Consider the following 26,250-nt stretch of genomic DNA (forward strand, 5'->3'; position numbering starts at 1 on the left):
CGACAGCAGTCCGGGACTCGGCGGGGAACCGGGCTCGACCGCCGATCGTTTGCCCCCCGAGGATCCCAGAAGGCCCCGCATCCCTGGGAGATGCGGGGCCTTCCGTGCCGTGGACCGGGGGTCTCTGCAGCCCTCAGGACTCTCGCGCGGTCCGACGTGACACTTAATGTAGGCTAGCCTTACCAACCTGTCAAGCGTTCGGGAAAAGGCCACGTCAGGAGCGTGGTGACCGACATCGGCGTCGCTCAGCACACCGACACGCAACAACTGGGTATCCACCGGACCTACAAACGGAGGCACAGCAGTAAAATGCGAAAGATGAATGGCCTGGGCGACCTCGAACGCGCTGTGATGGACACGTTGTGGGAGAGTTCGACCCCGCAGACCGTGCGGCAGGTACACGCCGCACTGTCCCGGGACCGCTCCCTTGCGTACACGACCGTCATGACGGTCCTGCAGCGACTGGCGAAGAAGAACCTGGTGACGCAGATCCGCGACGACCGGGCCCACAAGTACGTCCCCACCCATCCCCGCGAGGACCTGGTCGCCAGCCTCATGGTCGACGCGCTCAGCGAGGCCGCCGCTCCCGGCTCCCGACATGCGGCCCTGGTGTCCTTCGTCGGTCGCGTGGGCGCCGACGAGGCGGCCGCCCTCCGTTCCGCACTCGATGAACTCGAAGCCGCCCGCGGAACGAGCGACACCGGCTAGATTCGCGGCACCACCACTCGCAGCCCACCCTGAGGAATCACCAGATGACCGCCTTGCTCTTCGGCATCGTCAGCCTGGTGCTCGCCGGACCCGTACCCGAGGCACTGTCCCGGGCCCGCTGGCCGATCCGAGCACCACGCGCGGCGATGACGCTGTGGCAGGCCATTGCCCTGGCCGCCGTGCTGTCGGCGTTCAGCTGTGGCCTGGCGATCGCGGCGAACATCCTCGTGATCGGTCCCGACGGCACCCCGACGACCCACCCGGTCCGTGAGATCGAACGCCTCGGCTGGCCGCTGTGGCTCCTCTGCGTCGGGGTCTTCGTGCTCACCCTGCTCGTCGGCGCGCGGCTGTTCTACACCGTGATCCGCGTCGGCCTGCGCACCCGCGCCCGGCGCAAGGCGCACCGTCAGCTCATCGACATCCTCGACCGTTGCGACCGGACCGACGACGCCGACGATCCGCTCTACGCCCGCGACGTCCGGATGATCGACGTCGAACAACCCCTCGCCTACTGCCTGCCCGGGCTGCGTCAGCGCGTCGTGGTCAGCGAAGGCGTGGTGCATCGGCTCACCCGTGACGAACTCGTCGCGGTGATCGCCCACGAACGCGCGCACCTCCGCGCCCGCCACGACCTCGTCCTCGAGGCCTTCATCGCGTTGCACGAGGCGTTCCCCCGCTTCGTCCGCAGCAGCTCGGCGCTCGGCGCCGCGGAACTGCTCGTCGAGGCACTGGCCGACGACCAGGCCGTCCGCGCGACCACCCCGACGACACTGGGTCGCGCACTGGTCGCGTGCGCCGACGCGGTGGCTCCCCGCGGGGCGATGGCGGTCGGCGGGCCGACCACCCTGACCCGCGTCCACCGGCTCCGCGACGACCGTCCCGCACGCGTTCTCGCGGCCGGCGCCTACATCGCCGCCGCCGCGATCCTGGTCCTGCCGACCCTCGCGGTCGCGATCCCGTGGCTGACCGAGCTCAACCGACTCATGTCGGCGTTCTGACGACTCCTGTCCCCCGGCGGTATCGGACCGCCGTCACACGTGGAGGCAGATCGCCGCTTCGGACACAGAGGCAATAGGCTGTCCGCATGAACAATGTCGACGCATCGTCCTCCTCCGCGAAGGCCCAGATCGGTGTCACCGGCCTGGCCGTCATGGGTTCGAACATCGCACGCAACTTCGCCCGTCACGGGTATACGGTCGCGCTGCACAACCGCAGCATCGCCAAGACCGACGCGGCTCGAAAACCACGGCGGCGACGGCAACTTCATCCGCACCGAGACGGTGGCCGAGTTCGTGGCCGCACTCGAGCGTCCGCGCCGGGTCCTCATCATGGTGAAGGCGGGCGACGCGACCGACGCGGTCATCGAGGAACTCGCCGACGCGATGGAGCCGGGCGACATCATCATCGACGGCGGCAACGCCCTCTACACCGACACCATCCGGCGCGAGGCCGCGATGTCGGCCCGCGGACTCAACTTCGTCGGCGCGGGCATCTCCGGCGGCGAAGAGGGCGCGCTCAACGGCCCGTCGATCATGCCGGGCGGACCCGCCGAGTCCTACGAGTCGCTCGGGCCCCTCCTCGAGTCGATCGCCGCCCAGGTCGACGGCGAGCCGTGCTGCACCCACATCGGGCCCGACGGCAGCGGCCACTTCGTCAAGATGGTGCACAACGGCATCGAGTACGCCGACATGCAGCTCATCGGCGAGGCCTACGACCTCATGCGCAAGGCCCTGGACATGCCGGTCTCGGAGATCGCCGACGTCTTCCGCGACTGGAACACCACCGAACTCGAGAGCTACCTGATCGAGATCACCGCGGAGGTCCTCAGCCAGGTCGACGACGAGACCGGCAAGCCGCTGGTCGACGTCATCGTCGACGCCGCGGGTCAGAAGGGCACCGGCCGCTGGACCGTGAAGTCCGCACTCGACCTGGGCATCCCGACGACCGGGATCGCCGAAGCCGTGTTCGCCCGCGCCCTGTCGAGCGCCACCGATCAGCGCGTCGCCGCGCGCGGCCTGTCGTCGGGCAACCTCGGCTCGGCCCCCGCCGACCGCGAGAGCTTCGTCAACGACATCAAGACGGCCCTATACGCCTCCAAGGTCGTCGCCTACGCCCAGGGCTTCGATCAGATCGCCGCCGGCAGCGCCGAGTACGGCTGGGATGTCGACCGCGGAGCACTGGCCACCATCTGGCGCGGCGGCTGCATCATCCGGGCACAGTTCCTCAACCGCATCCGTGAGGCCTACCACGACGACCCCGCCCTTCCGAGCCTGCTTCTCGCGCCGTACTTCCGCGAAGCCGTCGAGGTCGGCATCGACAGTTGGCGCCGGGTGGTTTCGACCGCGACGCTGCTCGGTATACCCGTGCCGGCCTTTTCGTCGTCGCTGTCGTACTACGACGGTCTGCGCGCCGAACGGCTGCCGGCCGCGCTGACCCAGGGTCTGCGCGACTTCTTCGGTGCGCACACCTACCAGCGCATCGACAAGGAGGGCACGTTCCACACACTGTGGAGCGGCGACCGCTCCGAAGTGACCGAATAGGAGCCTGCGAACCCCAGTGCGATTCATCGAAGGCCACCGGCCGACACATGATCTGACCTACGACGATCTGTTCATCGTCCCCGGCAGGTCGGATGTCAGTTCCCGATTCGACGTCGACCTGTCGACGTCGGACGGCAGCGGTACCACGATCCCGCTGGTCGTGGCGAACATGACGGCGGTGGCGGGCAAGCGCATGGCCGAGACGGTGGCCCGCCGCGGTGGGCTCGTGGTCCTCCCCCAGGACCTGCCCATCGAGGCGGCCGCCGCGTCCATCGCCTTCGTGAAGTCACGGCACCTGGTGGCCGACACACCCGTCACCCTCGACCCGGACGCGTCGGTCACCGATGCGGTCGCGTTGATCCCGAAGCGTTCCCACGGCGCGGCCGTCGTGGTCGAAGATGGCCGGCCGGTGGGTGTCGTGACCGAGAGACGGTGCCGCGACGTCGACCGGTTCGCCCGGGTCCGCGAGATCGCCGACCCCGACATCGTGACGCTGCCCGTCGACACCCCGCCCCGCGAGGTCTTCGACGCGCTGGGTGACCTGCACCTGGGCCTGGCCGTGCTCGTCGAACCCGACGGCCGGCTCGCCGGGGTGCTCAACCGCGTCGGTGCCCTGCGGCATGCGATCTACACGCCGAACCTCGACTCCGCCGGCGCCCTGCGGATCGCGGCGGCCGTCGGCATCAACGGCGACGTCGTGGGCAAGGCTCGCGCGTTGGTCGCCGCGGGAGCGGATCTACTGGTGATCGACACCGCGCACGGCCATCAGGAGAAGATGCTCACCGCGCTGTCCGCGGTCGCCGACGCCGACCTCGGCGTCCCGATCGCGGCCGGCAATGTCGTGTCGGCCGAGGGCACGCTCGACCTCATCGACGCCGGCGCGTCGATCATCAAGGTCGGTGTCGGGCCGGGCGCGATGTGCACCACCCGCATGATGACCGGCGTCGGGCGTCCCCAGTTCTCGGCGGTCGCCGAATGCGCCGCGGTCGCCGCGGGACACGGTGCAGCGGTCTGGGCCGACGGCGGTGTCCGACACCCGCGCGATGTCGCGCTCGCACTGGCGGCCGGGGCGTCGAACGTGATGGTCGGCTCGTGGTTCGCCGGGACCCACGAGTCACCGGGCGACCTGCTCGTGGACGAGCGGGGTCCGTACAAGGTGAGTTTCGGCATGGCCTCGAAGCGGGCGGTCGCGGCCCGGTCGAGCGGCGACAGCACCTACGACCGAGCACGCAAGAGCTTGTTCGAAGAGGGCATCTCGAGTTCACGGATCCGCCTGGACCCGGAGCGGCCCGGCGTCGAGGACGTCATCGACCACATCTGTGCGGGCGTCCGCAGCACGGCCACGTACACCGGCGCCCGCAACCTGCGCGAACTCCACGACAAGGTGGTGTTGGGCATCCAGTCGCCCGCCGGCTTCGACGAAGGACGGCCCCTGCCGGGCGGGTGGTGACGTGGAGATCCTGCTCCTGGTCGCGAGTCTCGTCGGATTCATCGCGCTGACGCTCGGGACGGCGCTGTTCGTGGCGGCCGAGTTCTCCCTCACCGCGTTGGAGCGGTCGACGATCACCGCCGACGTGGCCGATCGCGCGGACCGTCGTTCTCGGATGGTCCAACGCGCGCACTCCACCCTGTCGTTCCAGCTGTCGGGCGCGCAGCTGGGCATCACGATCACGACCCTCATCACCGGCTACATCGCCGAACCGGTCCTCGCCCGGATCCTCCAGCCGCCGCTGACCGCACTCGGCGTCGGCGAGTCGGTGGCCTCGGCGACCTCGCTCATCCTCGCGCTGGTGATCGCGACCTCCCTGTCGATGGTGCTCGGCGAGCTCATCCCGAAGAACCTCGCGATCGCCAAGCCGCTCGCGGTGGCGCGGGCCACCGCCGGCCCGATGACCGTGTTCTCCGCGGTCTTCCGCTGGGCGATCAACGGATTGAACGGCACGGCGAACTGGATCGTCCGCCGACTCGGCATCGAACCGACCGATGAGCTGGCCTCCGCGCGGTCGCCCCAGGAACTCGTCTCGCTCGTCCGTAACTCGGCACGTCGCGGTGCCCTCGACCAGCAGACGGCGACCCTCGTCGACCGCTCGCTGCGCTTCGGCGAACTGACCGCCGAGGACCTGATGACCCCCCGCGTGACCATCGATTGTCTCGACCGCGCCGACTCCGTCCGCGATCTCGTCATGGCGTCGTCGCGCACCGGGCATTCCCGTTTCCCGGTCGTCATCGACGGCGACCTCGACGACCTCGTCGGGGTCGTGCACATCAAACAGGCCTTCACCGTTCCGCCCGAGCGACAGGCCACCACCTCGGTCACCTCGATCGCCCGGCCGGTGCCACGTGTGCCGGCCAGCCTCGACGGTGACGCGCTGATGGAACGCATCCGCGCCGACGGGATGGAGCTGTGCGTCGTGATCGACGAATACGGCGGGACCGCCGGCATCGTCACCACCGAAGACCTCATCGAGGAGATCCTCGGCGACGTCACCGACGAACACGACGACGAACGCGCCGACGTCGCGGTCGACGGCAACGGTTACGTCTGTGCCGGACTGCTGCGCATCGACGAGCTGTACGACGCCGTCGGCTACCACGCCCCCGAAGGGCCCTACGACACGCTGGGTGGACTCGTCATGTACTGCCTGGGCCGCATTCCCACCGTCGACGACGAGGTGGACCTCCCACGACGCTCGGCCGTCGGCGAGACCGACGACGACACCGCCCAGTCGCCCGACCGCGGCTCGGACGTCACCTGGCGTGCGACCGTCACCCAGATGGACGGACGCCGGGTCGACGTGGTCGCGATCCGGCCGGCTCCCGCGGATCAGGTCCGGCCGGCTCACGCGGATCGAGACCTCTCCGCCGCTTCCGAACGAAACGGCGAACCGTCGAACATCCAGGGGGACCCGCATGGGCGGTGATCTGTGGGCGGTCGGGCTGACCGTCGTCCTCCTGGCCGGCAACGCGTTCTTCGTGGGTGCCGAGTTCTCCCTGATCTCGGCTCGACGCGACCGCCTCGAAGCCCTCGCCGAGAGCGGCAAGAGCCGCGCGAGGACCGTCATCCACGCCGGCGAACGGCTGTCGCTGATGCTGGCCGGTGCGCAGCTCGGCATCACGATCTGCTCGATCCTGCTCGGCCGGGTCGGCGAGCCCGCGGTCGCGCATCTCATCGAGGCGCCGCTGCACCTGGCGCACGTTCCCGATGCCCTTCTCCACCCGATCTCGTTCGCCATCGCGCTGTCGCTGGTCGTGGTGCTGCACATCCTGCTGGGTGAGATGGTGCCGAAGAACATCGCGCTGGCCGGCCCGGAGTCGTCCGCGATGCTCCTCGTGCCGGCACATCTGCTCTTCATCCGTCTGGTCCGGCCGTTGATCGCGTTCTACAACTGGCTGGCGAACATCTCCCTGCGGCTCCTCCGGGTGGAACCGAAGGACGAACTCGAGTCAACGGTGTCACTGGGCGAGCTGGCCGAGATGGTCGGCGAGTCCAAGCAGGAAGGCCTCATCGACGCCGAGGAGCACGAACGACTGACCCGCGCCCTGCAGTCCATCGGCCGCACGGTGTCGGAGGTGATGATCCCGCTGGACCAGATGCGCAGTGTCGGTGTGCAGGTGTCCGGTTCCGGCGGCATCGGACCGACCCTGGGTGCGGTGGAGAAAGCGGTCGGCGAGACGGGGTTCTCCCGGTTCCCCGTCCGCGGACCCGACGGCACCTTCACCGGCTATCTGCACCTCAAGGACGTACTCGACGAGATCCTCGACGAGCACGTCGGACCGGACACCATCATCGGCGTCGACAAGATCCGGCCGCTGCCGGTCATCGATTCGACGACGCCCCTCGACGAGGCCACGGGAGTGCTGCGACGGACCAGTTCGCATCTGGGCGCGGTGGTCGACGACAGCGGCCGCACCATCGGCATCGTCCCGCTCGCCGATCTGGTGGAGGAGTTCGTCGGCAACGTCCGCGACGAGACACACCGGGTGTGACCACGATGACCGCGCAGCTGGAACATCCGGATCACGGCCTGACGGCGCAGGTCCTGGACGCCGACGAGTGGCGGGCACGCCGCGACGCCCATCGGCAGGCGGTGGACGAGCTGATCGGCCCCTACCTCGACGCCCGGCGTCGCGGCGCCCGTCACCCGGTGATCGACTTCTTGTTCACCTACTACTCGTCACGTCCGGCGCACGTGCTGCGCTGGCATCCCGGGTTCGGTGTGACGATCGAGGACGGCGACGAGTTCCTCGGCCTGCGTGGCTACGAGCGGACCGCCGCCGGTGTGAGCGTCGGCGACCCCTATCTCCGGCACCGTGGCGAAGCGCTCGCCGCCGCCGTGGACATGCTCGGCGCCACCGCCCGACGACCCGCTCGGCTCGGTTGTTTCGGCCTGCACGAGTGGGCGATGGTCTACCGCACCCACGACACCCGGCACGACCTGCCGCTGCGATTGGGGTCCGCGGGCACCGACGCGGTCGTCGAGTCCATGCCGCTGCGGTGCACCCACTTCGACGCCTTCCGGTTCTTCACCGACCCGGCGCGTCCGCGCAACGACACCACGCTGAGCCGTGTGTCGCAGATCGCGCACGAACAGCCGGGTTGCCTGCACGCGACGATGGACCTCTACCGGTACTGCTTCACCCTCGCGCCGCTCGTGCCGTCGAACCTGACGCTCGACTGCTTCGCGCTGGCACTCCGAGCCCGCGACCTCGACATGCGCGCCAGTCCCTACGATCTCAGCGACCTCGGTTACGAGCCGGTCCGCATCGAGACAGCCGCCGGCAGGGCCGACTACGTGCGCGAGCAGTCGGCGATCGCCGAACGGGGAATGACCCTGCGGGCGCGGTTGCTCACCATCTGTACGGAACTCGCGGACCTCGCGACCGTACCCGGCGGGAGGCGCCTGCCGTCCGCCTTTACCGACGAGTAGCATGTATGCGTCGTCATTCGCTCGAGAAAGGCTGCCATGTCTGACCGGATCACCGTCAACGGGTTGCAGGTCGCTACCGTCCTGCACGACTTCATCAACAACGAGGCGTTGCCCGGTACCGGTGTAGATGCGGACGCCTTCTGGGCCGGTGCGGCCTCGGTCATCGCCGATCTCGTCCCGCGCAACCGCGAACTGCTCGCCGTCCGCGACGACCTGCAGACCAAGCTCGACGCCTGGCACCGAGATCACAAGGGTGCCGATCTCACCCCCGGCACCGCCGATTTCGACTCCTACAAGTCGTTCCTGACCGAGATCGGCTACCTCGCGGAGGTCCCCGCCGACTTCCAGGTCAGCACGTCGAACGTCGACCGCGAGATCGCCGACACCGCGGGTCCGCAGCTCGTGGTCCCGATCCTGAACGCGCGCTTCGCGCTGAACGCCTCGAACGCCCGATGGGGTTCGCTGTACGACGCGCTCTACGGCACCGACGCGATCTCCGAGGCCGACGGCGCGGAGAAGGGTTCGTCGTACAACAAGGTGCGCGGTGACAAGGTCATCGCCTACGCCAAGGACTTCCTCGACCAGGCGGTGCCGCTCGAACAGTGCAGCTACACCGATGTGCGGGCGTTCGCCGTCACCGACGGCGCGCTGCAGGTGAGGCTCGACGGCGACAAGACCTCCACCCTGGCTGACCCGACCGCGTTCGTCGGCTACCGCGGCGACGCGGCTTCGCCGACCTCGATCCTGCTGCGCAACAACGGTCTTCACCTCGACATCGAGATCGATCCGTCCTCGCCCATCGGTTCCACCGACCCGGCCGGCATCAAGGACGTCGTCGTCGAATCCGCGATCACCACGATCATGGACTTCGAGGACTCGGTCGCTGCGGTCGACGCCGAGGACAAGGTCGTCGGGTACCGGAACTGGCTGGGCCTCAACAAGGGCGACCTGTCCGAAGATGTCACCAAGGGCGGCAAGACCTTCACGCGCGTGCTCAACGGCAACCGCGAGTACACCGCGCCGGACGGAACCACCTTCGACCTGCACGGGCGTTCGCTGCTGTTCGTCCGCAACGTGGGCCACCTGATGACCAACGACGCGATTCTCGACGCCGACGGCAACGAGGTCCCCGAGGGCATCCTCGACGGTCTGATCACCTCGCTGATCGGCATTCACGGTTTGAGCGGCGCCGGGAGCGAAGCGAGCGGGCCGAATGGATCGCAAGCAGAGGGTCTACAGAACTCGCGGACCGGATCGGTCTACATCGTGAAGCCGAAGATGCACGGCCCCGACGAGGTCGCCTTCACTGTCGAACTGTTCGGCCGTGTGGAGAAGGTCCTCGGCCTGCCCGAGAACACGCTCAAGGTCGGGATCATGGACGAGGAGCGCCGCACGACGGTGAACCTGAAGGCCTGCATCAAGGCAGCCGAGCAGCGCGTGGTGTTCATCAACACCGGCTTCCTCGACCGCACCGGCGACGAGATCCACACGTCCATGGAGGCCGGGCCGATGGTCCGCAAGGCCGAGATGAAGCAGCAGACCTGGATCGGCGCGTACGAGAACTTCAATGTCGACACCGGCCTGCACGCGGGCCTGCAGCACAAGGCGCAGATCGGCAAGGGCATGTGGGCCATGCCCGACCTGATGGCCGACATGCTCGAGCAGAAGATCGGGCACCCGAAGGCCGGCGCCACGACCGCGTGGGTCCCCTCGCCGACGGCTGCGACACTGCACGCGCTGCACTACCACCTCGTCGACGTCTTCGAGCGCCAGGACGAGATCGCCAAGCGCGATCCCGCCCAGGTCGAGGACGTCCTCACCATCCCGCTCGCGCCGAAGACGGACTGGTCCGACGAGGAGAAGCAGCAGGAACTCGACAACAACTGCCAGTCCATCCTGGGTTACGTGGTGCGATGGATCGACCAGGGTGTCGGCTGCTCCAAGGTCCCCGACATCCACGACGTCGCTCTCATGGAAGACCGTGCGACGCTTCGGATCTCGAGCCAGCTGCTGGCGAACTGGCTGCGCCACGGCATCGTGGCGGAGTCCGATGTCGTCGCATCCCTTGAGCGGATGGCCCCGGTCGTCGACCGGCAGAACGCCGGTGACCCGACCTACCGTCCGCTGGCGCCGGACTTCGACTCCAACATCGCCTTCCAGGCGGCCAAGGAGCTGATCCTCGAGGGCACGACGCAGCCGAGCGGCTACACCGAGCCGATCCTGCATCGCCGCCGCCGAGAGTACAAGGCGGCCAACCCGGCCGGCTGAGCACCGGGTTCCACGTAGGCGATACGACCGTGCCGAACCGCCGAGGATCGGCACGGCGTATCGTCGTACCCTGCACTGCGCACCGGCTCGCCACGGCCGACCGGGCGAGGGACGCACCGAGCAGGGAGGGCATCGGCGTTGGCACATCACCGGAGTAGCGGCGGGGAGAGCATCCGAAGCCGCGGCGTGAGCCGAGGTGTCGTCGCCACACTCTTGTCGATCCTGCTCGTCGCGGCCGTGGTCGTCACCTGGCAGGACCTCGGCGATCAGATCGATCGCCAGGCCGAGGAGGCCGCCGCGCAGTGCGTCGAGGGTCGTGAGTCGGTACCGATCGTCGCCGATCCCGACATCGCGCCGGGACTGGCGGCCGTCGCCCGCAACTTCGGCGAGACGAGCCCCGTCGTGCGCGACAAATGCGTCAGCGTCGACGTCCGGCCGGGCGACGCGAAGATCACCCTCGACGGTCTGTCGGGGTCGTGGGACACCGAGTCGATGGGCGCGTACCCGGCCGCCTGGGTGCCGCAGTCGTCGGTGTGGTCGGCAGATCTGGCGGCGGCGAAACCCGATGCGATCGAGGGCAACACCCGATCACTGGTCTCGACGCCGGTCGTGCTGGCGGTGTCCCCTGAGCTCAACAGCTCCCTGGCCGGCCGCCTCGACTGGTCACAGATCCCCACCCTGCAGCGCCGCGACAACTCACTCGCCGACTTCGGACTCCAGGGTTGGGGATCGTTGCGCATGGCGATGCCGATCGGCGCACAATCCGACGCCAGCGCGCTGGCCGCCCAGGCGGTCGCGACACGCGTCACCCGGACCACCGGACCGCTGACCACCGCCGACGCCGAGTCGCCGCGGGTCAGTTCCAGTGTCCGCGCCATGCTGGAGGGCGCGCCGCTCTCCCCGGACGGGACACCCCAGGGCGCGGCAACGGCCATCGCCGACGCACCGGACGCGGCCCGAGCGGAGATCCACGTCGTGCCCATCACCGAACAACGCCTGTTCCAGATGACCCGCGAGGACGACCGCGCACGCCTGGCCGAACTCATCCCGTCGGGTCCGACGCCGATCGCCGACTACCCCGTCATCCGGATGTCGGGTCCCGAGGTCTCCGAGTCGGCAGCCGATGCCGTCGCCGAGTTCATCCAGTTCGCCTCGGAGCCCGAGCAGTTGCAGTTGCTGACCGAGCTCGGTTTCCGCGGCGACGCCCCGATGCCCTCCCCGACCCCGACCGTGACGTTCCCGCGCACGCCCGATCCGATGGCGACACCCGAGAACGGCGCGATCGTCGCCATCAACCGGCTCGTCTACGGGCCGGCCAGCGTTCCGGCGAGCTCCACGCCGCCCTCGGTGCCGTCGGGAAGCGCGGGGGGTTAGAGCTCGCGAGGACGGGTCGTTTCGACACGGTTCGTCGCTGCGCTCCTCACCTGCTCAACGAACAGGTGAGGAGCTTAAGACGATGAAGAAGTCAGCTGCTGTAGGCCTCGATCGGCGGGCAGCTGCACACCAGGTTGCGGTCGCCGTACACCCCGTCGATCCGCCGGACGGCCGGCCACACCTTCGCCCGGCCACCTGCGGACGGCAGTCCCTGCGGGTAGACGGCGACTTCCCGCGAGTACGGGTGGTCCCACTCGCCGACGAGCGACTCGGCCGTGTGCGGGGCGCCGCGGAGCGGATTGTCCTCGGCGGGCCACTCCCCTCGTCCGACGAGTTCGATCTCGCCGCGGATGGCGATCATCGCATCGCAGAACGCGTCGATCTCGTCGAGGTTCTCGCTCTCGGTGGGCTCGACCATCAGCGTGCCGGCCACCGGGAAACTCATGGTCGGTGCGTGAAAACCGTAGTCGGCGAGTCGTTTTGCCACGTCGTCGACGGTGACGCCGGTGGCCTTGGTGATGGCCCGGAGGTCGAGGATGCACTCGTGGGCGACGAAGCCGTCCTCGCCGGTGTAGAGCACCGGATAGTGCTCACCGAGCCGCTTGGCGACATAGTTGGCGGCGGTGATCGCCGTGAGCGTCGCCCGCCGGAGACCGTCCGCGCCCATCATCGCGATGTAGGCATAGGTGATCGGCAGGATCGCCGCCGAGCCATACGGGGCCGCGGCGATCGTGGCCGACCCGGGCAGCTCGTCGGCGAGCGGGTGTCCGGGGAGGAACGGGGCCAGATGCTCCCGGACCGCGACGGGTCCGACGCCGGGCCCGCCGCCGCCGTGCGGGATGCAGAACGTCTTGTGCAGGTTGAGATGGCTGACGTCACCGCCGAAATGACCCGGCCGTGCGACACCGACGAGCGCGTTGAGGTTGGCGCCGTCCACGTAGACCTGGCCGCCGGCGTCGTGCACGGCGCCGCAGACGTCGCGGACGTCGTGCTCGAAGACGCCGTGCGTCGACGGGTACGTGATCATGATCGCCGCGACCCGGCCTTCGTTCGCCGCGATCTTGGCGCGCAGATCGTCGAGGTCGACGTCGCCGTTCTCGCGGCACCCGACCACCACGACGCGCATCCCGGCCATCACCGCCGACGCGGCATTCGTGCCGTGGGCGCTCGACGGGATGAGGCAGACATCCCGGTCGACGTCACCGCGGCTGAGGTGGTATCCGCGGATCGCGAGCAGTCCCGCGAACTCCCCCTGTGAACCCGCGTTGGGCTGGAGGCTGACGCGGTCGTAACCGGTGACCGCCACGAGCCAGCCCTCGAGCGTGGTGATCAGCTCGCGGATGCCCGCGGTGTCGTCGACCGGGGCGAAGGGGTGCAGCTGGGCGAAGCCGGGCCACGTGATGGGTTCCATCTCGGTGGTGGCGTTGAGTTTCATCGTGCACGACCCGAGCGGGATCATGCTGCGGTCGAGCGCGATGTCCTTGTCCGACAGGGCCCGCAGGTAGCGCAGCATCGCGGTCTCGGTGCGGTACCGGTTGAACGCCGGATGGGTCAGGTACTCGCTGGTGCGATTCTCGATCGGCTGCGCGAGTGCCCGCGGGGTGACGCCGGCGACGTCGAAGGCCCGCAGGACGGCATCGATGTCGGCGTCGGTCGTCGTCTCGTCACAGGCGATGCCGATGGTGTCGGCGTCGACGCGTCGCAGGTTGATCCCGTCGTGGCGGGCGCGGGCGAGGATCGTGTCGGCCTGACCGGGTGCGTGCACCTCGACGGTGTCGAAGAAGTTCGCGTGCGCCACCGAGAACCCGCCCGCGGCGATCGAGTCGGCGATCCGGGCCGCTGCGTCGTGGGTGCGTCGTGCGATGGCTCGCAGGCCGTCCGCCCCGTGGTACGAGGCGTACATGGCGGCCATCACCGCCAGCAGCACTTGCGCGGTGCAGATGTTGCTCGTGGCCTTCTCCCGGCGGATGTGCTGTTCGCGGGTCTGCAGCGCGAGCCGGTAGGCCAGGTTGCCGTCGGCATCCTTGGAGATACCGACGAGCCGCCCGGGAAGCTGTCGGGCGTGCATCGACCCGACGGCGAGGTAACCCGCGTGCGGTCCGCCGAAGCCCATCGGCACACCGAAGCGTTGCGTCGTGCCGAAGCAGACGTCGGCTCCCTGCTCGCCGGGCGGCGTGACCAGTGTCATCGCCAGGAGATCGGCACCGGCCGCGACGAGAGCGCCGCGCTCGTGCGCGGCGTCGACGATCGCGGTGGCGTCGACGATGCGACCCGATGCGCCGGGCACCTGAAGGATCACGCCGAAGAAGTCGCCGTCCGGCAGTCCGCATCCGGGCAGATCGGGGTGCAACGAGGCCTCGACGACCTCGATGCCCAGGGGCTCGGCGCGCGTGTCGAGGACGGCACGCGTCTGCGGGAACAGGTCCGCGTCGACGATCACGCGGTTCGACTTCGACTTGCCCGCGCGACGCATCAGCGTCATCGCCTCGGCGGCCGCGGTGGCCTCGTCGAGCATGGAGGCATTGGCCACCTCCATGCCGGTGAGGTCGGCGACCATGGTCTGGAAGTTCAGCAGCGCCTCGAGACGTCCCTGGCTGATCTCGGGCTGATATGGCGTGTACGCGGTGTACCAGGCGGGGTTCTCCAGCACGTTGCGCAGGATGACGCCGGGCGTGTGGGTTCCGTAGTAGCCGAGCCCGATCATCGACCGGGCCACGGTGTTACGGGCTGCGAGGTCACCGAGTTGTGCGAGGACCGCACTCTCGCTCAGCGGTGCGGGCAGCGCCCCCAGGACGTCGGAATCGAGTTCGTCGGCGATGACTGCGGGTATGACACGGTGCGCCAGATCATCGAGGGAAGCCGCGCCGATCGCCTCGAGCATCCGGCGGGTCTCGTCGGCGTCCGGACCGACATGACGGTCGACGAAGGCGGCCGACAGATGGGGAGCGGCCGGAGTGGGATCCGGGCCGGAACCTTCTGGGCCGGATCCTTCTGGGCTGGATCCTTCTGGGGCGTCGGACGGGGTCGCTTCAGTGGTGGACACGGTGGCGGGCAACCTCTCGCAGGCGCCGGTACACGGACCGGCTGCTGACCCTCCCCCTCTGTCATGTCTTCGGCCACAGCCGATGTGACGCCTGAGAGATTCGGCGCCGCGCAACTCTGCGCGATCGCCTTTCACCGTGGGCGGACGACGGATCGTCACTTTCCAGAGACGTCGTCACCACCGCGGTCCTGGGTGCCTGAGAGTTTGACGGAGAGGTGTTGCTCCTTCGGCGGCCGCCGGCGATGAGTATCCGACGGCGCTCTCCCGCAGCGTAGCGACGCGGGGCCAGTCTACGCGGAGTCTCGACTACCCGGTGCGACGGGCGCGGTTCTTGCGCCGCGCGGCCAGTTCGTCCTCGGGTGCGGTCTCACTGACACCGCCGTCGGCCCGCTCGCCGGGGAAGTCGGCGATGGTGCCGGTGAGTTCGCGCATCGCGCCGCTGACGGCGATGCCGAACACGCCCTGCCCGCCTTGCAGGAGGTCGACGACCTCCTCGGCCGAGGTGCACTCGTACACGGTCGTACCGTCCGAGAACAGGGTGATCTTCGCGAGGTCCTCGACACCGCGCTGACGGAGGTGGTCGACGGCGACGCGGATGTTCTGCAGGGAGATCCCGGTGTCGAGCAGACGCTTGACGATCTTGAGGACGAGGATGTCCTTGAACGAGTACAGGCGCTGGCTTCCGGAACCCGCCGCTCCGCGGATCGACGGGACGACCAGCGATGTGCGGGCCCAGTAGTCGAGCTGGCGGTAGGTGATCCCGGCGATCTGGCACGCACTCGGCACGCGGTAACCGACGAGTTCGTCGGGCACGGTGTCGTCCGGGAACAGACCTGGGGCGATCTCGCCGAGGCTGCCCTGGGTCGGGACGGCGTCTGGACGCTCGCCCACCGGACGATCGGGTGACTGGTCGCTCGACGTCGTTTCGCTGTCGACCGGACGATCGCCCACTTCTGACTCCCTCGCAAAGCTCGGATCGGACGCCGCACCACGGTGCCTGACGTCCACGTCCACAGTACGCGGTCCAGGCTGTTTCCGGTCGGCCGATCATCTTCATCGGCCCGTGTCCGGTGCTCGATGTCGCTGATGACGCTATGCGGCGGAGGACGGTGGATCAACGCGACTCGCCACGACACTCAACCTCAACTTGAGATCAAGACAAATGGTGATCGGGCGGTGTCGATTCCGTGATCTGAGTTTCGGTTCCGGTCGGCGAACACGTTCCTCGACGGATTCCACGAACCGGTCAGGCGCCGCTTGCCTTGAAGTCGTCCGGGGACACGTTGTCGAGGAACTCCTTGAACTTCTCGACCTCGTCCTCTTTGACCTCTTCGGGCTGCACCTCGGCGGACTCGTCGGAATCCTCGTCCGGGATCAGCAACCCCGCCTCGGCGAGAACCTCTTCGTCGGCGATGATCGGCACCTCGGCACGCATCGCGACCGCGATCGAATCCGACGGCCGCGCCGACACCCGCAGATCGCCGGTGAAGATCATCTCGGCGTAGAAGGTGCCCTCCTGCATGTCGACGATCCGGACCTCGACGAGGGTCTGCCCGAACTCCTTGATGAGGTTCACGATCAAATCGTGGGTCAGCGGACGAGGAGGCTCGATCCCCTTCTGCCGCAGCGCAATCGACGCAGCTTCACTCTGCCCGATCCAGATCGGCAGGTAGCGTTCGCCCTCGACCTCGCGCAGCAACAACACCGGCTGACTCTGCGGGGGTTCGACCCTGATGCCCACCACACGCATCTCGCTCATCTCGCACCTCCCAGACGCCTTGTACGGCGCTCGATTCAGTGACCTCGACGCTACACCGACCGAGCGGACAGCGGCGGCCGACTCGCGGCACCCCAGCGGATCCCCCCAGCGGGCGCCCTCGGCGGATCGTCGCTGTTCAGTCCGGTGCGGCGGCCGCACGCGCGCACCGCGATCTCAGTCCAGCGCACCCTTGACGGCCGCCTTGACCAACTGCGTGTGCAGCGTCACCGACAGGGCCGCGATCTCGCGCACGAGTTCCTCGGCACGGTCGCGCGCACCGGTGCCCTTGCCCTTGGCGATCGGGTTGGCGATCTGGGCGACGAGGCCCGCCTCGCGATCCGCGGACACCTTGAATGCCCGGAGATGACGCGTCTCCAGGCCGTAACTGGCCAGGGCCGCGGCCGCCTCGACGAGCCGTACGGCGTCCTCGTCGAAGAACCCGGCGGGCCCGGCGGTCAACAGGCCGTTGCGCTGGAGTTCGGTGACGAACGCCGAATCCACCCCGGTGCGTTCGATCAGCGACTCCCGGGAGACGCGTCCGGCGCGCGCACCGAAGTCGGTGGCCGGCGCCACGGTCCCGCGGGCCGCGGACAGCACGCGCGTTCCGCCGGGACCGAAACCGCCGTTGCCGTTGTCGATCGCGTCGAGCTGTTCCTTGATCACCTTCAGCGGGAGATACCGGTCCCGCTGCGCGGTCAGCACGAACCGCAGCCGTTCGCAGTCGGCCTGACTGAACCGCCGATACCCCGACGGAGCCCGCTCCGGGGTCACCAGACCCTCCGACTCCAAGAATCGGATCTTCGAGATCGTGATGTCCGGGAAGTCATCACGCAATTGGGCGAGGACCGTGCCGATCGACATCGATCCTTCGCCGCGGGGGCCGTGGACGCCGTCACGGGTGTCAGGCGTCTGCTTCGTCGCGGGGACCGCTGAGGAACACCAGACGGAACTTGCCGATCTGAACCTCGTCGCCATTGCTCAGCGACGCGGTGTCGACCGGCTCGCGGTTGACGTACGTGCCGTTGAGGCTGCCCACGTCGACGACCTGAAAGTCGTTGTCGCCGAGACGGAACTCGGCGTGACGACGGCTGACGGTCACGTCGTCGAGGAAGATGTCGCTGTCGGGGTGCCGGCCGGCCGAGGTCGTCGGCTGATCGAGGAGGAACCGCGACCCCGCATTGGGTCCTCGCTTCACGACAAGCAGCGCGGTCCCGGGAGCGAGTCGTTCGACCCCCGTGTCGGCCGGCTCACTCGAGGTGCTGGTCCCGGCATCGAGTTCATTGATGAACTCCTCCCGGAACACCGATGTGGTCTCCACCGGCGCCTCGAAGTCCCTGTCGTTTTCGCTCACCACTTCTCCTTCGTCGTCGTCAGTGCCGACCGCACAGTCGCCAACCTCGTTCTCGGAACCGCCGGCATCGCCTGGGACGGTGCCCGTCGGCTCTCGCCACGATGGCCGGTCGAATCTACATGACTTGTGCGGCCGGGTAGTTCTCGGCGCGAGATCGTGAGCATCGGTGTCACGTCGCGCCTCGTTCCCACTGCCGTAACCGTACCGGTCCTGCCGATCCCACCGGCGCGCGAGTCGACTCCGGCATCGACGATCATATCGTTCCGGAGGCGATCAGCCGGGTCGATCGGGGCACCGGCCGTTCACGGCCGGGAGAACTCACCCCTCGATGACGGCGCGGTACCCCGCGGCGTCGAGTACCTCACCCAGGTGTTCGTCGAGGGTCGCCTCGTCTGCCGCCTCGATCTCGACCAGCCACCCCTCGCCGTACGGGTCCGAATTGACCAGTTCCGGCGAGGCGTCGAGGGCGTCGTTCACCGCCGACACCGTGCCTGCGAGCGGCCCGAAGATGTCCGAGACGCTCTTCGTCGACTCGACCTCGGCGAACGACTCGCCGACGGTCACCTCCGCACCGCTCTCGGGTAGCTGGACGAACACCACGTCGCCGAGAGCGTCCTGGGCGTAGTCGGTGATCCCGACGCGCACCGTCGTCGGCCCGAGTCGCTCGATCCACTCGTGCTCCGCGGTGTAGCGCAAGGTCTCTGGCACTTTGCTGTCGGTCACGCGAACCCCTTTCGTCCTCGTCAGACTCTACTGTCTGCCGAGTCGCCTGCCGGGTGACGCGGCGGCATGAGCCGCATCACCAGGATCGTCTGATACCAGTACAGGACGAAGGACCACAGATACAGTCCGACGCCCCAGATCATGAAAGCCCAACCGATCGGGTACGCGATGGTCCCCACGATCGAATCGAGCTGTCCGGCAAGAAGCCACGGGAATGCGCTCATCAGCGCGAAGGTCCCCGCCTTGCCGATGTAGAGCACCGGGAGCGCCAGCACGCCCCGCGATCGCAACAGTGGAGCGGACGCGAACAGCAGGACGTCGCGCGCGATGATCACACCGATCAGCCACCACGGCAGGAACTCCCGGATGCCGAACGCGATCGGGATGATCACGATGTAGAGCCGGTCGGCGGCCGGGTCGAGCAGCGCACCGATCTTCGACGACTGGTCGAGGAGTCGCGCGATCTTGCCGTCGGCCCAATCGGAGAAGCCCGAGAACATGAGGACGGCGAAGGCCCAGCCGTCCGCCTTCTCGACGAGAAGCAGCCACACGAACACCGGGATGAGTGCGAGCCGAAGCACGCTCAGCGCGTTCGGGACCGTGACGATCCGGTCCGGAGCCGGCGTGGTCGCCGCCTCCGGCTCGGTCACCGGAAGATCCCGATGATGCCCTGCAAGGTTTTCGCTCCGCCCGAGGAGAACAGGTTGTCGTGGACCATGTAGGTCCAGGTGGTCGTCGACCGGTGCAGATCCGCCGACCCGAGGTCGACGCCGTCGGGGGTGATGTCGGCCTCCCGGAACGTCTCGCGCGCCTTCGCGAGTGCCGTACCGGGCAGATCGGCGAACTCGGCGAGGATCAGCCGGTGGAACTCGTCCAGCGGGCTCTCCTTGCCCAGCGACCGGAGGTGGATGCTGGCGCGGACGTCGGAGACGAAGGCGAGATGGTCGGCCCAGGCGCGGTCGAGATGGTAGAGCACGATCTCGCGCGCGGCCTGTGACAGCACCTCGCGAGGCACGGGCGCGACGGCGGGGGTGGCCTCGTGATCGGTCGCGGCCTTCTCGGCGTCGGCCGTCTCGGCGTCGGCCTTGTCGGCGTCGGCCTCGTCGGTGGTGGTCTCCACCGTCGTCGTGCTCCCGGTCAACTGCGCGTAGCGGTCCGGTTCCAGATCCGCCAGCTCTTCGAGCGCGGCGTCGGTGGTCAGGATCTGCATACGACGTTCGACGATGATGTCCCGCTGCTGATTGACCAGCTTGTTGTAACGCCAGGTATTCGCGTGCAGTTCGAGCATCACGCCCTCAGCGATCCGCTGGGCCTGCTCGATGAGGTCGACGCCCTTGCTGCCCATCGAACCGTCTTCGTTGGGCGACACGGGATCTCGCTTGAACGCGAGGTTCTTGGTGACGACCGGGTCCTCGAGGCTGGAGAAGAACACCGACGTACCGGGATCGCCCTGACGGCCCGCGCGTCCACGCAGCTGACTGTCGAGGCGTTCGGTGTCGTGGCGGCCCGTTCCGACGACGCACAACCCGCCGAGTTCGATGACCTCGTCGTGGGCGTCCGTGTCGTCCTTCGAACCGCCCAGGCGGATGTCGGTCCCCCGTCCGGCCATCTGGGTGGACACGGTGACGGCGCCCCGGGCGCCGGCCTCGGCGATGATCTTCGCCTCTTCGGCGTCGTTCTTCGCGTTGAGCACGACCGACGACACCCCGGCCTTGTCGAGGAAGTACGCGAGCTCCTCGGACTCGGCCACGTCGTGGGTACCGATGAGGACGGGTTGTCCGGTCTCGTGGATCTCCTTGACGTAGGCGACGATCGCCTCGACCTTGTTTGCCTTGGTGTCGTAGACCCGGTCGGGCAGGTCGGTCCGGACGTTGGGGGTGTTCGGCGGGATCTGCGAGACGCGCAGTTCGTAGAACTGGCGGAACTGCTCGCCGGCGGCGAGCGCGGTGCCGGTCATGCCGCAGACCTTCGGGTAGCGGCCGATCAGGGCCTGCACCGTGATGGTGTCGATGACCTCACCCGAATCGGTCTGGGTCAGCCCTTCCTTGAGCTCGACCGCGGCCTGGACCCCGTCGGGCCAGCGCTGGAGCTGCGCGACGCGGCCGCGCGAGGCGTTGATGAGGTGCACGCCGCCGTCGCGGACGATGTAGTGGATGTCGCGTTCGAGGAGATAGTGGGCGTGCATGGCGATGCTGACGTGTACGAGCGTCGTGCCGACGTGTTCCTCGCTGTAGAGGTCGATGCCGCCGAGTTCTTCCTCGACGAACACCGCACCCTCGTCGGTCAGGGTGACGTTGCGGCCCTCCGCGTCGACCTCGTAGTGCTTGTTCTTCATCCGCGACACGACGTCGTGGATCGCCGCGTCCGGCACCTCGGTCTCGGTCGAACCGGCGAGCACCAGCGGCACGAGCGCCTCGTCGACGAGCACCGAATCCGCCTCGTCGATGATGGCCACGTCGGGTGTCGGTGAGACGAGGTCCGCTTCGGACAGGGCGAGTTGATCGCGCAGGACGTCGAAGCCGATCTCGTTGACCGAACCGTAGGTGACGTCACCGGTGTAGGCGCGTCGCCGTTCCTCGCGGCTCGAGTTCTCCGAGACCGCGTGGACGGTGATGCCGAAGGCGTCGAACAGCGGCTTCATCCACTCCGCGTCGCGGGTCGCCAGATAGTCGTTGACCGAGATCAGGTGCACCTGATGTCCCTGCAGCACATGGCCGATCGCGGCGATGGCGCCGGCGAGCGTCTTGCCCTCACCGGTGGCCATCTCGACGATGTCGCCCTCGAGGAGTCGGAGGGCGCCCTGCAACTGGACGTCGAACGGCCGCAGGTCGATGGTGCGGTCGGCGGCTTCCCGGACCAGGGCGAGGAACTTCGCGCGGTCCGCGGGCTTCTCGGCGATGTCGAGTTTCTCGGCCTCCGCGCCGAACGCGTCGTCGGCGAGTTCGGCGGCCCAGTCGGTGTGGGCTTCGGCATCCTTGATCACACCCAACGACTTCGACTGGTTGCGAGTCGACTGGGCGCCCAGAAGGCGCCACATGCTGTTGCTCAGCTTTCCCACCGAAACATTTCTCCTGATCGTTCCCGGTTCCGTCGCGACCCACCCCCTCCGGGCGGTCAGGTCAGCAACAACGGTACGCGGCCGCTGGTCGACCGAGGACGCCGACATTATGATCAGTCCACCCGATTCGGCTCGAGGACTAAGGACGGCCCATGACCAGGACTCGCCGGACCAGGGTTCGACTCCGTCTCCTGCGCGCGACGATCGCCGGGTTGCTCATCGCGGTCGGGGTAGGCCTCGGTGCATTCAACGACTGGTGGGTCGCGCTGTTCTTCGGGATCCCCCTGGTCTTCGCCGGCATCGCGGTCAGTCCCCGCGCTTCCCGGGTGTCGGAACTGCCGGAGTTCCGGCGCGCGACGTCGCCGGACGCCCCGCAGGTGGAGGTGGAGGCGCTCACCCGCAGCAGCCTCACCGCCGACGACTCGCAACCGACCATGGTCACCGCGACGATCAACCCACCGAACGACACCGCGTACCGGGCGCGCTGGATCACCTCGATGACCAAGGGGAATTTCCAGTCGCTGACCGACACCCCGTTCACGACACTGCCGCCGGATGCTCTCCCGCTCCGCGACCAGCCGGAGACCCCCGAATTCGACGACCAGCCCGGCCGCTGGGCGCTCGTCTATCCCGCGGTCACCCTGCTCGTGGCCGGCGCCTTGCTGTTCGGTGTCGCCGGCGGGTGGCACGTCGAGGGGCCGTCGCTCTCCGGGTTCGATTCCGCGATCGATTCCGACGACGGCCCAGACGGCGACGACGACGGTCCGACTCTCGCCGACCGACATCGCCGGATGATGGACGCGATCGTCGAATACCAGGGTGCGCAGGGCTTGCGGAACATCCTGCGTCTCACCTACAGCCTGGACTCCGATTCGGATCAGGCGATCGTCGTCGACCCCTCGACCGGCCGTTCCACGAGCATCAACGTGAGCGACGACTATTCGAGCGAGTCGACGGTGCCCGATTTCAAGCGCAACCTCGAATTCGATGCCGAGACCATCGACGCGGAGGTGCTGGGCGCGACGGTCGGGCCGATGGAGTCCGCGGTGCGGACGTACGCGCCCGAGGCCGAGGTCGAGACCGTGACGATCGAGCGCCCGGATCCCGGCGAGCCGGTGCTGATCACCGGGAAGATCGATGGCGGCGACGACATCACGCGCGACTTCGAGGTCCAGGCACGTCCGGACGGCACCGTCGCCGAGTTCTTCGACCCGGCCGATTTCCAGAAATCCTTTCAACTGGCGCGCGACCTGCTGATCGCGGCGCGCGTTCCGCTGAACGCGCCCGTCATCGAGGAAGTGATCATCCAGGGAATCGCGGACGGGGTTCATCCGCTCAGCGCGAGCGAGATCCAGAATTCGGGCGGGGTCCTGGTCAGATACCGCATCGGCGACCGCGGCGGCGAGGTCTCCGTGGCGCCAGGGCATTTCCCCCTCGCGAGCATGTCGTCCGGCCGGTATCGATCCGACGGGTTCCGCTTCGACAGCATCTCCGCGGAGGTGTTCGACCGAGTTCGCACCGACCTGATGGAGCGCGCGTCTGTCCCGGAGTACGACCGGGACGCCGTGGCCGCCGAAGTCGAACGCAACTACATCGACGAGGCTCGGCAGTTCGTCATCCGGATGGACATCGCGCACACGGATGACGCCGAGGGTCTGTACACACTGGACGGACGCTTCATCCGACTGGGCGCCTGACGATCGCGGCGCCCAGTCGGTCACACCTTCGGCGTCCCCGCTTCCAGCGCCCTCCGCGTGACGGCCTGCAGTTCGGCCACCGCCGCTTCGGGCGGATGCAGCACCCCGCGATCGGTCATCGTGGTGACGATGTCGCGGACGCGGCCGTAGTACGTCGCCTGTTCGGCCGGCGTGCTGCTGGCGGCGGCGTGATTGTAGAGCTTGAGCGCGCGATCGAGGTCGTCCTGATCGGTCTGCTCCAGGTAGCTAGAGCCCACCCGCCGGCCGTTCTTCTCGCAGGCGATCCAGGCCCGCCGCAATCTGGCGACGGACTGCTGGTAGGCGTCGGCGCGCGAGCGGTTGCCCGGGTAGTCGTCGGTCCGCAGAGCCATCGCCTCGTCGAGCGCGAGATGGAAGGTCTGCGTCTGTTCGACCGTCACGTCGGTCACGGCCGGATACCTCAGCAGCATGGCGGGATCGAGTTCGTAGGTTCCGTAGGCGCCGAGGACCTCGTCGTGGCGACGCGCCGCTTCCTCCCACAACCGTTGCGCCGCTTCGTCAGAGCCCGCGTCAGCAATCCGGGGCCCGCCGGATGCGGGTCGGGTCAGGTCGACCGGTTCGTCCGGCGGGACACTCGCCGTTGCCGCCCGCGACCCGGCCGGCGTCGGGGCGCCCTTCTTCTTCGTGGCGATGCGTTCCGGCGCGTGCCGCCGGAGCCGGGCCAGGATCTCCGCAACCGCCGGGTCTCCTTCGACGACGGCGACCCGCCAGAACTCCGTCTCGGGCGTGTCGTCGGACTCGTCCGGGGAGCTGGGTGGTGTCCGGTCGGCGGGAACGGGCTCGCCGTCCCGGCTCGCGAAGGTGAGTTTCAGATACTTCTGTCCGACGACCGTCAGATGACGCGCACGCTCGCCGGCCATCTCCGAAGTCGCGTCCGCCGGCCCACCCACGGCCACCGTGACGAGCGAGTCGAGCGGGTAGCTGACGAGTGTGCGGTCCTCGTTCCCGAAGTAGACCGTGTCGTCGTCGACGGTCAGCAGGACCGCGCCTCGTTCACCGAGCCGGCCGAAGGCCGCCCCGAGCAACGACGCCGCGATCGCGCCACCGACCACCGCCGCCGTGATGAGACCGTCGACCCCGGCGATGTTGAGTGCGACGAGTGCGACCATCCCGGCGACCATGAGGACCCAGGCGGCGGTGGCCGAACGATGGTGGCGGCCGGTCAGGTACTCGGTCCGACACGTCACCGGGACCATGGATCCCCCACATTCGTCATATCCATCCCCTGTCCGGTCGGCTACCGTTGTGCACGTGAGTTCCGGCGAACGCCGTCAACCGGCGCAGCGACGTCAATCCGAGGCGGGACGTCTACCCGCGCGCGACCGATCCCCGGCCCGCGAACACCGCATCAGCTTACGCATGGCCTTACTGCTCAGCGCGGTGATCGCCGCGGTCGGCACGATGCTCGTCGGCCCCGGGTCCGCGGTCGCCGCTCCCCCCGCCCCCGGCTTCGTCGGCAAGACCTACACCTCGACCGCGGTGGCCGGGGAGCAGATCCCCGGTGGCGGACCGCTGGAGGTCAGTTTCCCCGCCGCCAACCGGATCGCACTGTCGGCCGGCTGCAACCGACACATCGGCGACCTCCGCGTCGACAACTCGCTGTTGCGCCTGGGTTCCCTCGCCTCGACGATGATGGCCTGCCCCGGGCCGCGCGCCGAGGCCGACACCTGGGTCACCGAGTTCACGAAGGAACCGCTGACCTGGTATTCGGTCGGCCACTCCCTCATCCTCGTCGGCCCCGCGGCACAGGTCCTGTTGACCGAGAAGCCGGCATGAAGCGGCGGATACCGGTGACGGTGACCGTGACGGGTGCCGCCGGCAGCATCGGATACGCCAGCGTCTTCCGCATCGCCGCCGGCGCGATGCTCGGTCACGACCAACCGGTTGCTCTCCGACTCCTCGAACTCCCGCAGGCGATCTCCGGCGCAGTCGGCACCGCGATGGAACTCGACGACGGCGCGTTCCCGCTGCTCACGTCGGTCGATGTGCTCGACGACCCCCGTAAGGCGTTCGACGGCGCGAGCTTCGGCCTGCTCGTCGGGGCGCGACCCCGCACCAAGGGAATGGAGCGCGCCGATCTTCTCGCCGCCAACTCCGACATCTTCGCCGCCCAGGGGTCGGTCATCAACGACGTTGCCGCGGATGACATCCGGGTGATCGTCGTAGGGAATCCCGCCAACACCAATGCGGCGGTCGCCGCCGCGAACGCACCCGAGGTCCCGCCTGAACGGTTCACCGCGCTGACCCGGTTGGACCACAACCGCGCGATTGCCCAGCTCGCTCGCCGGACCGGCGCGAGCGTCGCCGAGATCAGCCGGGTCACGGTGTGGGGCAACCACTCCGCCACCCAGTACCCCGACATCTTCCACGCCCGGGTCGGCAACCGAAGCGGCGCGGACATCGCCGCCGACCGTGACTGGCTCGTCGACGACTTCATCCCGACCGTCGCCCGCCGTGGCACCGCGATCATCGAGGCTCGCGGATCGTCGTCGGCGGCCTCGGCGGCGAACGCCACCATCGACCATGTCCACGACTGGGTGCTCGGGACACCGCCCGACGACTGGACGTCGGTGGCGCTGCCGTCCCCGGGAGCCTATGGAGTCCCCGAGGGACTCGTGTGCTCGTTTCCGGTGCGCTCGATCGACGGCCGGTGGCAGATCGTCGAGGGTCTCGACATCAACGAGTTCTCGCGGGCGCGGATCGACGCGTCGGTCGCCGAACTCCAATCCGAGCGCGAGGCCGTGTCCACCCCGTAGTGTTTC

General features: G+C 68.4%; 20 protein-coding genes, 1 pseudogene and 1 riboswitch. Of the genes and pseudogenes, 12 read left to right on the forward strand and 9 right to left on the reverse strand.

Translation table 11 applies throughout. The annotated features are described in order from the left end of the window. Positions 1 to 309 precede the first annotated feature (309 nt). From MVF96_RS13730 to MVF96_RS13770, 9 genes and pseudogenes are all read left to right on the forward strand, one after another. Positions 310 to 708 carry a BlaI/MecI/CopY family transcriptional regulator gene (locus MVF96_RS13730; RefSeq protein ID WP_058253195.1) on the forward strand — a complete coding sequence of 133 codons (399 nt, stop codon included), beginning with the start codon at positions 310 to 312 and terminating at the stop codon, positions 706 to 708. Positions 709 to 752: 44 nt separating this feature from the next. Next, entirely contained in the window at positions 753 to 1,706 is a 954-nt protein-coding gene (locus MVF96_RS13735) for a M56 family metallopeptidase (protein ID WP_058253194.1), read from the forward strand. Positions 1,707 to 1,792: 86 nt separating this feature from the next. Continuing rightward, positions 1,793 to 3,248: pseudogene (gene gndA, locus MVF96_RS13740) on the forward strand (NADP-dependent phosphogluconate dehydrogenase). Between the two features lie 16 nt (positions 3,249 to 3,264). Then, positions 3,265 to 4,698 carry a GMP reductase gene (guaB1, locus tag MVF96_RS13745; RefSeq protein ID WP_165630000.1) on the forward strand — a complete coding sequence of 478 codons (1,434 nt, stop codon included), beginning with the start codon at positions 3,265 to 3,267 and terminating at the stop codon, positions 4,696 to 4,698. 1 nt (position 4,699) lies between these two features. Beyond that, positions 4,700 to 6,169 carry a hemolysin family protein gene (locus tag MVF96_RS13750; RefSeq protein WP_247449365.1) on the forward strand — a complete coding sequence of 490 codons (1,470 nt, stop codon included), beginning with the start codon at positions 4,700 to 4,702 and terminating at the stop codon, positions 6,167 to 6,169. Then, positions 6,159 to 7,235, forward strand: coding sequence for a hemolysin family protein (locus MVF96_RS13755; RefSeq protein WP_058253190.1), 1,077 nt, complete (start codon positions 6,159 to 6,161; stop codon positions 7,233 to 7,235). Before MVF96_RS13750 ends, MVF96_RS13755 begins: the two co-directional genes overlap by 11 nt. After that, positions 7,232 to 8,176: a 3-methyladenine DNA glycosylase gene (locus MVF96_RS13760; protein WP_388030051.1), complete on the forward strand. Its 945-nt coding sequence runs from the start codon at positions 7,232 to 7,234 to the stop codon at positions 8,174 to 8,176. Before MVF96_RS13755 ends, MVF96_RS13760 begins: the two co-directional genes overlap by 4 nt. Positions 8,177 to 8,212: 36 nt before the next feature. Further along, on the forward strand, positions 8,213 to 10,444 hold the full coding sequence (locus MVF96_RS13765; RefSeq protein WP_165629998.1) for a malate synthase G: 2,232 nt from the start codon (positions 8,213 to 8,215) through the stop codon (positions 10,442 to 10,444). 138 nt (positions 10,445 to 10,582) lie between these two features. After that, positions 10,583 to 11,818: a substrate-binding domain-containing protein gene (locus tag MVF96_RS13770; RefSeq protein WP_055475396.1), complete on the forward strand. Its 1,236-nt coding sequence runs from the start codon at positions 10,583 to 10,585 to the stop codon at positions 11,816 to 11,818. Positions 11,819 to 11,909: 91 nt separating this feature from the next. On the opposite strand, the gene gcvP is transcribed toward MVF96_RS13770, so the two are convergent. The 8 genes from gcvP to secA2 form a co-directional block, all read right to left on the reverse strand. Continuing rightward, positions 11,910 to 14,861 (reverse strand): aminomethyl-transferring glycine dehydrogenase, encoded by a 2,952-nt coding sequence (gene gcvP, locus MVF96_RS13775; RefSeq protein ID WP_388033297.1) that lies wholly within the window; start codon positions 14,859 to 14,861, stop codon positions 11,910 to 11,912. Between the two features lie 173 nt (positions 14,862 to 15,034). Beyond that, positions 15,035 to 15,138, reverse strand: a riboswitch (glycine riboswitch). A 29-nt stretch (positions 15,139 to 15,167) separates the two neighbouring features. After that, positions 15,168 to 15,812, reverse strand: a complete 645-nt coding sequence (locus MVF96_RS13780; protein WP_055475395.1) for a MerR family transcriptional regulator — start codon at positions 15,810 to 15,812, stop codon at positions 15,168 to 15,170. Positions 15,813 to 16,107: 295 nt separating this feature from the next. Beyond that, positions 16,108 to 16,620, reverse strand: coding sequence for a bifunctional nuclease family protein (locus MVF96_RS13785; protein WP_055475394.1), 513 nt, complete (start codon positions 16,618 to 16,620; stop codon positions 16,108 to 16,110). Positions 16,621 to 16,794: 174 nt separating this feature from the next. Next, on the reverse strand, positions 16,795 to 17,481 hold the full coding sequence (gene ftsR, locus MVF96_RS13790; protein WP_055475436.1) for a transcriptional regulator FtsR: 687 nt from the start codon (positions 17,479 to 17,481) through the stop codon (positions 16,795 to 16,797). A gap of 40 nt (positions 17,482 to 17,521) precedes the next feature. Next, a complete protein-coding gene (garA, locus tag MVF96_RS13795; protein ID WP_055475393.1) occupies positions 17,522 to 17,974 on the reverse strand; it encodes a glycogen accumulation regulator GarA in 453 nt (150 codons plus the stop codon). A 315-nt stretch (positions 17,975 to 18,289) separates the two neighbouring features. Then, positions 18,290 to 18,694, reverse strand: a complete 405-nt coding sequence (gene gcvH / locus MVF96_RS13800; protein WP_055475392.1) for a glycine cleavage system protein GcvH — start codon at positions 18,692 to 18,694, stop codon at positions 18,290 to 18,292. Positions 18,695 to 18,714: 20 nt separating this feature from the next. Further along, a complete protein-coding gene (locus MVF96_RS13805; RefSeq protein WP_055475391.1) occupies positions 18,715 to 19,344 on the reverse strand; it encodes a CDP-alcohol phosphatidyltransferase family protein in 630 nt (209 codons plus the stop codon). Continuing rightward, complete coding sequence (gene secA2, locus MVF96_RS13810) at positions 19,341 to 21,752, reverse strand: accessory Sec system translocase SecA2 (RefSeq protein ID WP_247449367.1); 2,412 nt, start codon at positions 21,750 to 21,752, stop codon at positions 19,341 to 19,343. The genes MVF96_RS13805 and secA2 overlap by 4 nt, the downstream gene beginning before the upstream one ends. A 152-nt stretch (positions 21,753 to 21,904) precedes the next feature. Between secA2 and MVF96_RS13815 the strand changes: the two genes are divergently transcribed. Further along, positions 21,905 to 23,449 (forward strand): hypothetical protein, encoded by a 1,545-nt coding sequence (locus tag MVF96_RS13815; protein ID WP_247449369.1) that lies wholly within the window; start codon positions 21,905 to 21,907, stop codon positions 23,447 to 23,449. A gap of 20 nt (positions 23,450 to 23,469) precedes the next feature. Here the strand turns inward: MVF96_RS13815 and MVF96_RS13820 are convergent, their stop codons facing one another. Continuing rightward, positions 23,470 to 24,684 carry a hypothetical protein gene (locus MVF96_RS13820; protein ID WP_247449371.1) on the reverse strand — a complete coding sequence of 405 codons (1,215 nt, stop codon included), beginning with the start codon at positions 24,682 to 24,684 and terminating at the stop codon, positions 23,470 to 23,472. A gap of 55 nt (positions 24,685 to 24,739) precedes the next feature. Here MVF96_RS13820 and MVF96_RS13825 point away from each other — a divergent pair, with 55 nt between their 5' ends. Both MVF96_RS13825 and MVF96_RS13830 read left to right on the forward strand, forming a co-directional pair. After that, complete coding sequence (locus MVF96_RS13825; RefSeq protein ID WP_418930387.1) at positions 24,740 to 25,264, forward strand: META domain-containing protein; 525 nt, start codon at positions 24,740 to 24,742, stop codon at positions 25,262 to 25,264. Then, complete coding sequence (locus tag MVF96_RS13830) at positions 25,261 to 26,244, forward strand: malate dehydrogenase (RefSeq protein WP_247449373.1); 984 nt, start codon at positions 25,261 to 25,263, stop codon at positions 26,242 to 26,244. Before MVF96_RS13825 ends, MVF96_RS13830 begins: the two co-directional genes overlap by 4 nt. The last annotated feature ends 6 nt before the right edge of the window (positions 26,245 to 26,250 follow it).

The organism is Gordonia hongkongensis, from assembly GCF_023078355.1.
In the GTDB taxonomy this organism is placed as follows: Bacteria; Actinomycetota; Actinomycetes; order Mycobacteriales; family Mycobacteriaceae; genus Gordonia; species Gordonia hongkongensis.